Source organism: Amycolatopsis sp. NPDC028719 (genome assembly GCF_055565395.1).
The window spans coordinates 198,824-211,202 of sequence record NZ_JBVHUL010000011.1; the positions used below are offsets into that span (position 1 = coordinate 198,824).

The window sequence follows — 12,379 nt, forward strand, 5'->3', positions numbered from 1 at the left end:
CACGTCGAACCGTGAAAGCAGTGATGACATGACCGTCCACGAGGTGGATGTCCTGATGATCGGAGCCGGCCCCGCGAACCTGGCGCTGGCCGTGGCCCTCGAGGAGTGCGGCCGGGCCGGGGTGGCCCGCTCCGCCATGATCCTCGAACAGTACGAAGACGTGAAGTGGCAGCGCAACCTGATGCTGCCCTGGGCGCGCAGCCAGGTGTCGTACGTGAAGGACCTGGTGACCCTGCGCAACCCGCGCAGCCGGTTCTCCTTCCTCAACTTCATGTACGAGCGCGGCGAGCTCGACGAGTTCGTCAACCTGGGCACCTTCAACCCGTTCCGCTGGCAGATCTCGGCCTATCTGCAGTGGGTGGCCGACTCGCTGGAGCAGGTGAAGATCCGCTACAACGCCCGCGCCGAGCGGGTCCTGCCGATCCACTCGGAGTCCGGCAAGGTGCTCGGCTTCACCGTCCCGCTGTCCGACGGCGACACGATCCTCTGCCGTGACCTCGTCGTCGGCGGCGGCCGCGACGCCCACGTGCCCGAGGTGTTCCGCGGGCTGCCGGCCGAGCGCGTCGTGCACAGCACCGAGTTCAGCACCCGGGTCGCCGAGACCACGGGGCTCGCCCGCCCGGGCAAGCCGCTGCGGCCGGTCGTCGTCGGCGGTGCCCAGAGCGCGGCCGAGATGTTCATGGCCCTGCACCAGGAGGCGCCGGGCTCGTCCCCGACGCTGCTGCTGCGCGCGATCGCCCTCAAGGACTACCAGACCAGCAAGTTCGTCAACGAGCTGTTCTTCCCGTCGTTCGTGGACGAGTTCTTCACGATGTCCGAGGAGGCACGGGCGAAGGTGCTCGCGGAGATGCACCTGACGAACTACGGCGGCCTGGCGGCGCCGTTCCTCGAAGAGCTCTACACGATGCTCTACAAGCAGCGGATGCTCGGCCAGCCCGTTTCGACCATCCGCGGTTCCGCGGACGTCGTCGGCTCCCGGACGGAGTCCCTGCCCGGCGGTGGCGAGGAGATCGTGCTCGACGTCCGCGACCTCAAGCACGACACGGTCGAGCAGGTCCGCTGCGACGCGGTGTTCCTCGGCACGGGCTTCGACCCGCGGATGCCGTCGATGGTCCGCGGCCTGGCCGACTCGATCGGCCTGGAGGGCATCTCCGTCAACCGCCGCTACCGCGCCGACCTCGGTGCCGGCGCCCACGGCGCGCTGTACCTGCAGGGCGTCAACGAGGCGACGCACGGCATCTCGGACTCGCTGATCAGCGTGCTGGCCCAGCGGTCGGCCGAGATCGCCGGCGACATCGTCGAGCGCCGCGTCACCGGCTCCGGCCCCGACGAAGACCGCCGTCGTTCCGACGAGTCCGTGGGGGTGGGGGTGTGATCGACATCCGCCGGCTCGACCGCGACCACCTGGAACGCGCGTACGGGCTCGACTCGCAGCGGCTGCTGCCCTGGCCGGAACTCAACGCACCGTTCGAAGGCGCCTGGTGCGTCCTGCGTCCCGGCACCACGTCCACCCCGCACGCCCACCACGAGTACGAGATCTTCATCGCCGTCTCGGGCACCGCGACCCTGGTCGTGGACGACGAGCCGCACCCCTTCACCGCCGGCGACGTCGTCCGGCTGCCGCCGGGGTCGACGCACTGCGTCACCAACCCGGGCGCCGAGGACTTCGAGTACTACGGCGTCTGGTGGGACACCGGGATGTCGGACCGGTTCACGGCCCGCCACGAAGCAGGCGTGTCATGACGGCCCGGACGGTCGTCATCTCGCCCGCCCCGACGGCGAACGGCGACCTGCACCTCGGGCACATCGCGGGCCCGTTCCTGGCCGCGGACGTGCACACGCGCTACGCCCGGTCGCAGGGCCGGGAAGTGTTGCTGGGCACGGGGTTCCAGGACACTTCGACGTTCGTGGTGACGACCGCGCACCGGCGCGGGGTCACCCCGGCGGAGCTGGTCGCCACGTCGGCCGCGCAGATTTCCGCCAGCCTCGAAGCCATGGGCATCGGTGTCGACGGCTACACCGGCGACGACGACCGGTTCACCAAGTGGGTCGTCGACTTCGTCGGCCGGCTGTACTCGGCCGGCAAGCTGGAACTGCGCACGATGAAGTTCCCGTACTCGTCGCGGTCGGGGCAGTTCCTGGTGGACGGTTTCGCGTCCGGCAGCTGCCCGGAGTGCCTCGCCGAGGGCTGCGCGGGGCTGTGCGAGAGCTGCGGGCAGCTGGTCGCCGCGGGGGACCTGCTCGACGTCCGGTCCACTTCGGACCCTTCGGACCCCGTGGTGCTGCGGGAAGCCGACGTGCTCGTGCTGCCGGTCGAGCGGTACCGGTCGCGGCTGCAGGCCCACTTCGCGGCGCACGCGTCGGGAATGCGGCCGCACATGGCGCAGGCGATGGCCGCGATGCTGGCGAAGCCGTTGCCGGACTTCCCGGTGACGTACCCGATCTCGTGGGGCATCGAGGTGCCCTTCCCCGAGGTCGCGGGGCAGCGCGTCAACCCGAACGCCGAGCCGATGGCGTGGAGCATGCACGCCACGGCGTTGGCGGCGGAGAAGCGCTCCGGTGCGGTCTCCTCGGAGGACGCGTTGTGGCTGGCCGGCGCGGGTTCGGAGATCGTGTACTTCCTCGGGTTCGACAACATCTACCCGTTCGCGATCGCCGGCCCCGCCATGCTCCTGGCGCTGGACGGGCGCTACGACCTGCCGGCGCGGTACTTGACCAATGAGTTCTACGAGCTGGACCACCGGAAGTTCTCCACCAGCCGCGGGCACGTGGTGTGGAGCCGGGACCTGGCCGCCGAGGTGCCGCGGGACCTGATCCGGTTCCACCTGGCCGCGACCAGCCCCGAGCACCAGCGGACGAGCTTCACCCGCGACGGGCTGGCCCGGGTGACGTCGTCACGGCTGGTGTCCCCGTGGAACCGGGTGGCCGACGAGGTGAACCGGTGGGTCGGGATCGGCCCGCTTCCGGTGTCTGCACGGTCGCGCCGCGCGGCTTCGCTGATGGCCGAGCGGTTCGCAGCGTCGTACGAGCTGGCGGGGTTCAGCCTGAACCGCGCGGCGGAGACGATCGCGGAGCAGCTGGCCCGGCTGGACGGCCGCGAGGTGACGGGCGCGAACGCGGGCGACTTCTGCTTCGAGGTCGACCGGCTCCTGCGCGGGGCCGCGCCGATCCTGATGGATCTGGCGGAGCAGGCCCTCGGCACGGATCCCGGCGCCGAGGCGGAGTCGTTCACCCCGGCGGCACTGCCGCGCCTGCGACCGGCGGGGAGCGACCGATGAGCCCGCACACATTGCCGGGCGCGGCGACCGCCGCGCCCGGCGCCGGCCGGGACGGTCCGCTGTCTCGCGTGGGCCGGGAGGCCAGCGCGGGCCGGGGCGACTTGGGCAGGGCGGTGTCCCGGACGAACCCGGCGCCGACCGCCGGCGCGCGGCAGGCAAGTGTGCTGGCTGGGTCCGGTAGAGCCGGCACCCTGCTGGCCGAGACCGGCGCCGGCGTGCGGCAGGCAACCGCGGCGACCGCCGGGGCTGCCACCCTGCCGGGCACCACTGTCACCGCGCCCACCCTGGGTCTGGGCGAAACCGCGTCCCCGGCGGACCTTCCCCCGCACTCCGGTGCCGGACACGACACGCTGCTGACCGCACCCCTGACCGCGCCGAGCGCAACTCACCCGGCCATGGCCGCGTCCGCAGCCCGCCGGGCCGGTCGCCGGGCCGGTCGCCGGGGCGGCTTGCGGGTCGTCGTGGTCGGTGGGGGGATCACCGGGTTGCTCACCGCCATCCAGTGCGTCCTCGCCGGGCACCGGGTCGTCCTCCTCGAACGCGGCCCCGTGCCGCACCCCGGGTCCACCTCCTTCGACCAGCACCGCGCGCTGCGGGCGCTCGTCGTCGGGGACCCGGCCGCCACGCGGCGGGCCGCCGAACTGCACCACCGGTGGCGGGAGCTCGACATGCTGCTGTGCGACCACCTGCCGGGTGCCAACCTGTACCGGCGCGTCGGAGTGCTCCAGGCCCTGCCGCCCGGTCTCGTGCCGGCGGCCGTCGCCACCGCGGGAACCGCCGGCGTGCCCATCCGGATCGTGCACCCGTCCGGCTACCCCCTCATCGGGTTCCCGAGGGGCAGCGGCGCGGTGTTCGAGCCACACGCCGGGACGCTGCTCGCCGACCGCGTGCTGCACGCCGCCGCGCGCTGGCTGCGGCACCACCCGGACGCCGAGCTGCGACCCGGCCGGGAAGCCGTCGCCGTCGACCCGGACCAGGCGAAGGTCCACCTGGCCGACGGCACGACCGTCACCGGCGAAGCCGTGCTCGTCGCCGCCGGTCCCTGGACCGCGGCACTGATCGGCCGGCCCGTCGCGCTGCACCGGCAGACGATGGTCTACCTGCGCCCGCCCGCCGCGCTCGCCCACGCCTGGGCGGCGACGCCCACCGCGGGCGGGATCGGTGCCGACGGGCGGGCGTGGCTGCTGCCCTCGGTGGCGGGCACGCTGCTCAAGGCCAGCACCGACGCCGTCCGGCGTGAGGTGTCCACCCTCTCCGGCCCCGACGACAACGCCGGCTGGGCGGCCCGCGTCCTGGCCGCCGGCATCGTGTCCGATGTGGACGGTTACGACGTCGTGCGCGTCAAGCACTGCCACTACGCCACCTCCGAAGGCGGCGAAACCGGCTTCGTCCGCGTCGGGCCCGCTGCCTGGGCCCGTCCGGCCAGTGGCCCCGACGGCTTCCGCACCGCCCCGCTGGCCGCGGACGCCGTCGTCGCCGAACTCGCCGCCCAGCCCTCGTTCCTCTGACCCGAAAGGACTTTCGATGACCTCGAACCCGGGCGCGCTGCTCGTCATCGGCAGCGGCCTCAAGCTCTACCGCGAATACCTCGTCCGCTCCGTCGCCCGCCGCGCCCGCGAAAACGGGCTCCGGCTGGTCCTGATCAACAACCTCAAGCCGACCTGGCAGCACGAGTACTTCGACGACATCACCGTGGTCAACGTCTTCGACCACGCGCTGCTCGCCGAGACCGCCCGCGAGCTGGCGACCCGCTACACGGTGGCCGGCGTGCTCTGCTGGGACGAGCCGCTGGTCATGCCCGCGGCCGAGCTGGCCGACGAGTTCGGCGTGGCCGGCCTGAGCATCCCCGGCGTGCACGGCTGCCGCGACAAGCACAGCTGCCGCGTCCGGCTCACCGCCGCCGGCCTGCCCCAGCCCGGCTTCCACCTGGCCATCGACCTCGACGACGCCCGCGCGGCGGTCACCCGCATCGGCTTCCCGGTGGTCGTCAAGCCCCGCGCGCTCGGCGCCAGCATGGGCGTCTCCCTCGCCCGTGACGCGGGGGAGTTCGACGCCGCCTACCGCGTCGCCCACGAGGCCAGCCTCGTCGGCGACGAGCCCTACCGGGGCGGCGCGATCATCGAAGGTTTCGCCGACGGCCCCGAGATCAGCATCGACGGCGCCGTCCACAAGGGCGAGTACCTGCCGATGTTCATCGCCCGCAAGAGCACCGGGATGCCGCCGTTCTTCGAGGAGACCGGCCACCTGGTCGACTCCGCGGACCCGCTGCTGCGTGACGAGGAGCTGCTGCGTGTCCTGGCCGAAGCCCACCGCGTGCTCGGCATCGAGAACGGCATCACCCACACCGAGGTCCGGCTGACCGACCGTGGTCCGGTGATCATCGAGGTCAACGGCAGGCTCGGCGGCGACCTCATCCCGCTGCTCGGCAAGACGGCCACCGGCATCGACCCGGGCAGCGTGCTGTTCGACGTCGCCACCGGCCAGCGCCCGGACGTCGCCCCGACGCGGTCCGGGGTCGCCGGCATCCGGTTCGGCTACCCGGACCACGACTGCGTCGTGCACTCGGTCGAGGTTCCGTGGGAGGCTCCCGGGCTCGTGATGGCGTCGCCGATGGTCGAGCCCGGCACCACGCTGCGGCTGCCGCCGGGTGGCTACATCGCGCGCCACTCGTTCGTCGCGTGCGAAGCAGACGACGCCGACACCTGCCGGCAGCGGCTGGAGGACGCGGCCTCGCAGGTCGAGGTGGACTCGGTCGAGATCGAGCCGCCGCCCACCGGCACGACGCTGGCGATGCCGGCCGGGCTCCTGGACGTGGACGAATGAGCATCCACTACGACGGCCGCCGGTTCCGCACCCTGGGCGGCGGCGACGGCACCTACGCGGAGTACCGCCAGCAGGGCGACCTGGTGTGGGCCGAGTTCGAGGGCGGCCACGTCCTGCGCGGCACGGTGACCGGCACCTGCGACGCCGCCGGCGTCCTGCGGCTGGCCTACACGATGGTCCTGGCGAGCGGCGAGGTGATCGCCGGGCACAGCACCAACACCCCGCAGTGGCACGGCGGCACCCTGGTGCTGCGCGAGGTCTGGGAACGCTACGGCGAGCACGCGGCCACCGGCGTCTCCTACCTCGAAGAGGTCATGGCGGAAAGCAGGGTGTCATGACCGCCTGGGACGGCCTGCGCGGCCTCGGCGAACTCCGGTTTCCCGGCGACCCCGGCTTCGCCGCCGTGTCTCCGGTGAACCGGCGGTTCGCCGCCACCCGCCCGGCGGCGGTGCTCTCGGTCCCGCGCACGGAAGACGTCGCCCGGGCCGTCGGGTGGGCCCGTGCGGAGTCGGTGCCCGTGACGGTCCGCGGCGGCGGGCACAGCTACGCGGGGCACTCGGCGGGCCCCGGCCTGGTGCTCGATCTCGGGCGGCTGTCCGGGATCCGCGTCGACCGCGGCGCCGGGCGGGTCACCGTCGGGGGTGGGACGCCGATGAAGGCGCTCTACGCCGGGTTGCGCCCGTGGGACCTGACGTTCCCGCTCGGCAACTCCGACACCGTCGGCATCGGCGGCCTGACCCTCGGCGGCGGCGTCACGACGATCTCCCGCGCGCACGGCCTCACGTGCGACGCGCTGGTCTCGACCGACGTCGTGCTCGCGGACGGCCGGGTCGTCACGGCGTCGGCGTCGGAAAACCCGGACCTGTTCTGGGCCTGCCGCGGCGGCGGGGGCGGCAACTTCGGCGTCAACACGAGCTTCACGTTCCAGGCGCGCCCGGCCCCGGCCGGCTCTACCTGCGTCGTACTCTGGGCGTGGCCGCACGCGGTCGAGGTCCTCGCGGCCATGCAGGAAATCATGCTCGCCGCGCCGGAGGAGTTCTCCGCGCGGATCGGCATCTCGCGGTCGGCGGGCGACGACGGCGTCGTCTCCGTGGTGGGCCACCACCTCGGCCCGGCCTCGGAGCTGTGGGAGCTGCTGGCGCCGGCCTTCGCCGTGGCGGCGCCCGACCGGGTGGACATCGAAGACCGGGACTTCTGGGACGCGGCGTCCTTCCTGCACCACAGCAGCGAAGGCGGCGCGTTCGCGGTCCGCACGCGGTGCACGCCGCTCGCGATCGCGGACGCCGGGCTGGAGGCGCTCGTCCGGGCGGTCGAGAAGTGGCCCGGCGGTGGCAATCCCGACGGCGCCGGGGCGGCGTTGTTCGCGTGGGGCGGGGCGATCGGCCGCGTCCCGGTGGCGGACACCGCGTTCCCGCACCGGGACACGAAGTTCCTGCTGAGCCTGGACACGTCGTGGGCCGAAGGGGACACGCCGGCCGCCGTCGCGGCGAACCTGGACTGGCTGCACGCGCTGCACGCCGAGACGGGCGAGTTCGCGCCGGACGCGTCGTACGTCAACTTCACCGACCCGGACCTCGAGGACTGGCGCGGCGCCTACTACGGCCCGAACGCCGCCCGGCTCGCCGAGGTCAAGCGCCGGTACGACCCGGACCGGTTCTTCTCCCACCCGCAGGGGTTGTGATGGCTTCCGATCTCCGTGGTGCGATGCGCACTTTCGCGACCGGCGTGTGCGTCGCCACGACGTACCGCGACACCCCGGGCGGCCGGCGGCACGACGCCGTGACCGTCAACTCCCTGGGGTCGATCTCCCTCGACCCGCCGCTGGTTTCGCTGTCGTTCCGCAAGGACTCGGCGTTCCTGGCGGACCTTCTCGAGACGGGCCGCTGGGTGGTGTCGATCCTCCCGGCGGACGCCCGGGAGGTGGCCCGCCGGTTCGCCGGACCGCGCGCGTCACGCGTCTCCGAAATTGCTGTCCTGGAGGCGAAGCCGGGGGAGCGGACCGGGGCGCTCGTGCTGGACGGCGCGAGCTGGCTGGAGTGCGCCCTGGCCGAGAAGTTCGACCTGGGCGACCACACCCTGGTCGTCGGCGAGGTGCTGGCCACGGGCCACGACCGCCACGCGCCGGCGCTGGTGTTCGTGCACGGCGGCTACCACGCGGTCACCGACCCGCGCCACGTCGCCGGGCCGGGGCAGTGGGGCGAGGCGCTCTAGCGGTCATGTCCGAATCTGGCTAGCCCGGCTTCCCGGGGCCGGGCATGCTCGTCGGGGTGAGTGAAGACGCGATGCGCTGGAGCGGCCAGCGCACGGACCGGGTCGACGAGGGAACGCTGCCGGGCCTGGCCCGGCTGACCGGGTTCGTGCGCAGTGTCCGGACACCGGAGTTCCGGGACGTGACGTTCCACGAGGTGCTCGCCAAGAGCGCGTTGAACCACGTCCCGGCGGACGCCCGGATGTTGCCGGGCGAGTACACGATCAACCCGTACCGCGGGTGCACGCACGCGTGCCAGTACTGCTTCGCCAGGCCGACCCACACGCGCCTCGGGTTGAACGTGGCCGGCGACTTCGACAACGAGATCATCGTCAAGACGAACATCGTGGAGGTACTGCGCGCCGAGCTCGCCCGCAAGCGGAAACTCCCCCCGCGCGTGGCGTTCGGCACGAACACGGACGTGTACCAGCGCGCGGAGGGCCGGTACGAGCTGATGCCCGGCATCATCGACGCGCTGACGGGGCACCGGGTGCCGTTCTCGATCCTGACGAAGGGCTCGCTGATCCGCCGGGACCTCGGTCTGCTGACCCGGGCGGCCGAGCGGACAACGGTGCACCTGGGCGTGTCCTTGTCGATGCTGGACGAGGACCTGCAGCAGTCGGTGGAGTTCGGCACGGCAACGACGACGGCTCGTTTGGCCACCGTCCGCGCGATCCGCGACGCGGGCCTGGAGTGCACGGTGTTCCTGTCGCCGATCCTGCCGTACCTGTCGGATTCGGTCGCGCAGCTGGAATCCTTGGTGGCCGCGGTGGCTTCGGCGGGGGCCACGGACGTGCTGTACCACCCGCTGTACTTGTCGAGCGGGGTGAAGGACGTGTTCTTCACGTGGCTGCGGCGGACGTACCCGTCGTTGGTGACGGAGTACACGCGGTTGTACTCGTCGGGCTCGGAGACGTCGTACCGGCACGAGATCGGGGCGAGGATCCGGCCGTTGATCGCGAAGTACGGATTTCCCGAGCCGGACAAGACGATCGAGGACAAGTTCGCGTTGAACGGCCGGCGGGGGCAGCAGCCTCCGCCTGAGGAACCTGCTCAGGCAACGCTGTTTTGACGGCGTGGGTGTAGGCCCGTAGCCGGTTGGCTGCGGGCCTTTCCCGTGTGTTCACGCTGCGAATGGGAGTGGTTGGTGGAGGTTGTTGCGCCGGGGTTTTCGGCGTTTGTCCAGGAACACGGGTGGCAGGAATTCGGGTAGGCCGTCGGTGGCGATGCGGACTTGCCGGCCGGAGCGGTGCAGGAGCCGGTGGTGGTGGGCGCAGAGCAGGACCGGTGGGCCAGGATGCGTGCGCCGAGAGCGGCGACTTGCTTGTGTCCGGCCTCGGAAGCGAACGCGAGCAGGTGCTGCTCGGCATCATCGCGGTGCTCGGGCGGGACCTGGGTCATCACCCCGACGATCGCGTCGATCATCGGGCTGCTCAACCGACCCTCCGCAGCGGCAGCGCCGGTAGCGGGAGCGACCGCGGGGATGGGAGTGCCGTCGAGGGTGCGGCTCGGAGTGAGGGCGCGGGCTCGCTTCACCACAGTCTCAGCAGCCGATTTGGGAACGTCGGCAAGGTGCTCGAAGAGCCGCGCGACAGAACGGTATCCGAAGAGTTCCATCACGCCGCGGGTCTCGATTTCCGCCAGCAGAGAACCGATCTCAGCCTCGGCAGACCGCACAACGGTGAGCAGCGCGGAGATGCGGTCGGCCAAGGCCGCCGCATCCGCTTGCCACACCGTTTCCCTGTCCATACAACAAGATTACCGGCAGCCGAACGCATGTCATCACTCGAAGTGGTGAGAACAAGTCCTCGGCAGGGACACCGTTGCGTGGGGAATCGGCGCTCCGGCACCGAGCGGTAAGCAAGGACAAGAAGCGCCGATTTCCCACGCCCGGCGAAGCCGTCTCAGTAAAACTCAAGCCATATCAGTAAAACTCAAGAACCCGGAGCCCAAAGCCCATCAGCATCCCCAGCGTCCAGCCGCCCCCGATAGACCCCGATCTTCCGATCGATCAACCGAAGGTTCTCCTCCAGCTCGGCCAACCGGCAAAGCACCTCGGCCCGATGGGCCTCCAGCAAAGCCAGCCGCTCGGCCTCGTTCCCCCGGCCGGCACTCACCAACTCCGCATACCGCCGGATCACCTTGATCGGCATCCCGGTGGCTCGCAGCTTGGTGCAGATCTTGATCCACTCGAGATCCACCTGCCGATACCGCCGCCGCCCACCGGAAGTGCGGTCGACGCGCGTGACCACGAGACCAGCTCGTTCGTAGTAACGCAGCGTGTGAGCGCTGACCCCGCTACGGCGCGCGGCGTCGGCGATGGTCAGGCCGGCCTCGGGGATCGGTTTGACTTCGAGCACGCTCTAAATCCTACCGTCGACGGTATGAAACCCACGCTTGTGCTGGCGATCTGCTGTGCCAGCATCGTCGTCGCCGTCATGGACATCTCCATCGTCACCGTCGCCCTGCCGTCGATCCGCCACGACCTCGGCGCGTCCACAGCGGGTCTACAGTGGACAATCGACGCCTACACGCTGGTGCTGGCCGGGTTCCTCGTGCTCGCCGGATCGACCGCCGACCGGTTCGGGCGCAAGCGCGTCTTCCTGACCGGGCTCGCCGTCTTCGGAGCCGGTTCACTGCTGTGCAGTGTGGCGCCCGGTATCGGCTGGCTGATCGCCGCGCGCGCCGTCCAAGCCGTCGGGGGCACCATGCTCAACCCCGTCGCCCTGGCCATCGTCGTCACCACCTTCCCCGCCCCGGCCGAACGCGCCCGCGCCATCGGCGTGTTCGGCTCGATGTCCGGGCTGGCGCTCGCGCTCGGCCCGATCCTCGGCGGCCTGCTCGTCGACGGCCTGGGCTGGCGGGCCGTCTTCTGGGTCAACGTGCCGATCATCGCCGTCGCCATCGTGGCCACCGCCGCGTTCGTGCCCGAATCACGCGCCGCCCGGGCACGCCGGTTCGACCCGGTCGGGCAGGTGCTCGTCGTCCTCGTGCTGGGCTGCGTGGTGGCGACGATCATCGAGGCACGCCGGTCGCCGATGGTCCTCGGCCTGCTGCTCGTCGCCGGGCTCGCCGCGTTCGCGCTCCTGCGCTACGAACCGCGCCGCGCCGACCCGCTGCTCGAACTGCGCCTCTTCCGCAGCGTCCCGTTCACCGGCGCGATCGCCATGGCGCTGTTGTCCCTCGGCGGGTTCGGCGCCTTCCTGTTCCTCACCACGCAATACCTCCAGGACGTCCGTGGCCTGCCGGCCCTCGGCGCCGGGCTGTGCCTGCTCCCGGTCGGCGTGCTCGTCCTGCTCCTGTCGCGGCGGGCGGGACGCCTGGTCGGCACACGCGGGCCGCGGCTGCCGCTGGTCGTCGCCGGGGTCGCGCTCGCCCTGGGCGGCGCCGCGTCGGTGTGGCTCGGCCCGGCGACGCCGCTGCCGCTCGTGCTCGCGGTCTTCCTGCTGTTCGGCGTCTTCCTCGGCACGGTCAATCCGCCGATCACCAACTCGGCCGTCGCCGGGATGCCGCCGTCGATGGCCGGGGTGGCCGGGTCGCTGGCCTCGGCCGGCCGCCAGACCGGCACGACCCTCGGGGTCGCGCTCGCCGGCGCCCTCGCGGGCACCGGCGAGACGGCCGGTGTCTGGTGGCTGGTGTCCGCGCTCGGGGCCGGCGTCCTCGCCTTGGCCCTGGTCACCACCGGGCCGCGAGCGACCGCGACGGCCACGCGGGCGGCGGCGCTGTTCGCCGAAGTCGAAGGAGTCAGCCTCCGGCGACCGACGGGATGATCTGCACCTCGCCACGGTCGCGCAACGCCGCCGAGGGGCCGCCGCGGTGGCGGCACTCCTCGCCGTCGACGTAGAAGTTGACGTACCGGCGCAGCTGCGCCCGCTCGTCGCGCAGCCGCCGTTCCAACGCGGGGTACCGCCGCGCGAGCACGTCGAGCAGGGCGCCCAGCGTGGCCGGCTCGCCGATCTCGACGTCCAGCCGGGACTCGCCGCCGGTCTTCTCGCGCAGCGGACCGGGCACCAGCACGGTGACGAGCACG

The 12,379-nt window shown here is 72.0% G+C and carries 13 protein-coding genes; 10 read left to right on the forward strand and 3 right to left on the reverse strand.

From position 1 onward, the window contains the following. Window positions 1–28: 28 nt before the first annotated feature. The 9 genes from ACZ4TR_RS39435 to ACZ4TR_RS39475 are packed head-to-tail and all read left to right on the forward strand — an operon-like array spanning window position 29 to window position 9,421. Complete coding sequence (locus ACZ4TR_RS39435) at window positions 29–1,375, forward strand: SidA/IucD/PvdA family monooxygenase (RefSeq protein WP_465293263.1); 1,347 nt, start codon at window positions 29–31, stop codon at window positions 1,373–1,375. Then, a complete protein-coding gene (locus ACZ4TR_RS39440) occupies window positions 1,372–1,743 on the forward strand; it encodes a cupin domain-containing protein (RefSeq protein WP_465293264.1) in 372 nt (123 codons plus the stop codon). The genes ACZ4TR_RS39435 and ACZ4TR_RS39440 overlap by 4 nt, the downstream gene beginning before the upstream one ends. Next, the gene (locus ACZ4TR_RS39445) at window positions 1,740–3,278 is read left to right on the forward strand and encodes a class I tRNA ligase family protein (RefSeq protein ID WP_465293265.1); all 1,539 of its coding nucleotides are present in this window, start codon (window positions 1,740–1,742) and stop codon (window positions 3,276–3,278) included. Before ACZ4TR_RS39440 ends, ACZ4TR_RS39445 begins: the two co-directional genes overlap by 4 nt. Further along, window positions 3,275–4,786 (forward strand): NAD(P)/FAD-dependent oxidoreductase, encoded by a 1,512-nt coding sequence (locus ACZ4TR_RS39450; protein ID WP_465293266.1) that lies wholly within the window; start codon window positions 3,275–3,277, stop codon window positions 4,784–4,786. The genes ACZ4TR_RS39445 and ACZ4TR_RS39450 overlap by 4 nt, the downstream gene beginning before the upstream one ends. Window positions 4,787–4,802: 16 nt before the next feature. Next, entirely contained in the window at window positions 4,803–6,101 is a 1,299-nt protein-coding gene (locus ACZ4TR_RS39455; protein ID WP_465293267.1) for an ATP-grasp domain-containing protein, read from the forward strand. Then, window positions 6,098–6,439, forward strand: coding sequence for an avidin-fold protein (locus tag ACZ4TR_RS39460; protein ID WP_364519665.1), 342 nt, complete (start codon window positions 6,098–6,100; stop codon window positions 6,437–6,439). The genes ACZ4TR_RS39455 and ACZ4TR_RS39460 overlap by 4 nt, the downstream gene beginning before the upstream one ends. Further along, complete coding sequence (locus tag ACZ4TR_RS39465; RefSeq protein ID WP_465293268.1) at window positions 6,436–7,782, forward strand: FAD-binding oxidoreductase; 1,347 nt, start codon at window positions 6,436–6,438, stop codon at window positions 7,780–7,782. The genes ACZ4TR_RS39460 and ACZ4TR_RS39465 overlap by 4 nt, the downstream gene beginning before the upstream one ends. Window positions 7,783–7,805: 23 nt before the next feature. After that, the gene (locus tag ACZ4TR_RS39470) at window positions 7,806–8,312 is read left to right on the forward strand and encodes a flavin reductase family protein (RefSeq protein WP_465293269.1); all 507 of its coding nucleotides are present in this window, start codon (window positions 7,806–7,808) and stop codon (window positions 8,310–8,312) included. A 56-nt stretch (window positions 8,313–8,368) separates the two neighbouring features. Continuing rightward, on the forward strand, window positions 8,369–9,421 hold the full coding sequence (locus ACZ4TR_RS39475; protein ID WP_465293270.1) for a radical SAM protein: 1,053 nt from the start codon (window positions 8,369–8,371) through the stop codon (window positions 9,419–9,421). Here ACZ4TR_RS39475 and ACZ4TR_RS39480 read toward each other — a convergent pair. After that, window positions 9,403–10,098: a DUF222 domain-containing protein gene (locus tag ACZ4TR_RS39480; RefSeq protein WP_465293271.1), complete on the reverse strand. Its 696-nt coding sequence runs from the start codon at window positions 10,096–10,098 to the stop codon at window positions 9,403–9,405. The genes ACZ4TR_RS39475 and ACZ4TR_RS39480 overlap by 19 nt on opposite strands. A 185-nt stretch (window positions 10,099–10,283) precedes the next feature. After that, window positions 10,284–10,709 (reverse strand): MerR family transcriptional regulator, encoded by a 426-nt coding sequence (locus ACZ4TR_RS39485; protein ID WP_465293272.1) that lies wholly within the window; start codon window positions 10,707–10,709, stop codon window positions 10,284–10,286. Between the two features lie 24 nt (window positions 10,710–10,733). On the opposite strand from ACZ4TR_RS39485, the gene ACZ4TR_RS39490 reads away from it, so the two are divergent. Continuing rightward, the gene (locus ACZ4TR_RS39490) at window positions 10,734–12,119 is read left to right on the forward strand and encodes an MFS transporter (RefSeq protein WP_465293273.1); all 1,386 of its coding nucleotides are present in this window, start codon (window positions 10,734–10,736) and stop codon (window positions 12,117–12,119) included. Here the strand turns inward: ACZ4TR_RS39490 and ACZ4TR_RS39495 are convergent. Then, a complete protein-coding gene (locus ACZ4TR_RS39495) occupies window positions 12,094–12,378 on the reverse strand; it encodes a MoaD/ThiS family protein (protein ID WP_364519679.1) in 285 nt (94 codons plus the stop codon). The two genes, ACZ4TR_RS39490 and ACZ4TR_RS39495, sit on opposite strands and share 26 nt — an antisense overlap. Between the last annotated feature and the right edge of the window lies 1 nt (window position 12,379).

What these genes read in the sequence shown, in the direction of transcription:
- ACZ4TR_RS39445 (WP_465293265.1), top strand. Translation starts at nt 1,740, where the DNA reads ATGACGGCCCGGACGGTCGTCATCTCGCCCGCCCCGACGGCGAACGGC.
- ACZ4TR_RS39465 (WP_465293268.1), top strand. Translation starts at nt 6,436, where the DNA reads ATGACCGCCTGGGACGGCCTGCGCGGCCTCGGCGAACTCCGGTTTCCC.
- ACZ4TR_RS39470 (WP_465293269.1), top strand. Translation starts at nt 7,806, where the DNA reads ATGCGCACTTTCGCGACCGGCGTGTGCGTCGCCACGACGTACCGCGAC.
- ACZ4TR_RS39480 (WP_465293271.1), bottom strand. Translation starts at nt 10,098, where the DNA reads ATGGACAGGGAAACGGTGTGGCAAGCGGATGCGGCGGCCTTGGCCGAC.
- ACZ4TR_RS39455 (WP_465293267.1), top strand. Translation starts at nt 4,803, where the DNA reads ATGACCTCGAACCCGGGCGCGCTGCTCGTCATCGGCAGCGGCCTCAAG.
- ACZ4TR_RS39435 (WP_465293263.1), top strand. Translation starts at nt 29, where the DNA reads ATGACCGTCCACGAGGTGGATGTCCTGATGATCGGAGCCGGCCCCGCG.
- ACZ4TR_RS39490 (WP_465293273.1), top strand. Translation starts at nt 10,734, where the DNA reads ATGAAACCCACGCTTGTGCTGGCGATCTGCTGTGCCAGCATCGTCGTC.
- ACZ4TR_RS39450 (WP_465293266.1), top strand. Translation starts at nt 3,275, where the DNA reads ATGAGCCCGCACACATTGCCGGGCGCGGCGACCGCCGCGCCCGGCGCC.
- ACZ4TR_RS39460 (WP_364519665.1), top strand. Translation starts at nt 6,098, where the DNA reads ATGAGCATCCACTACGACGGCCGCCGGTTCCGCACCCTGGGCGGCGGC.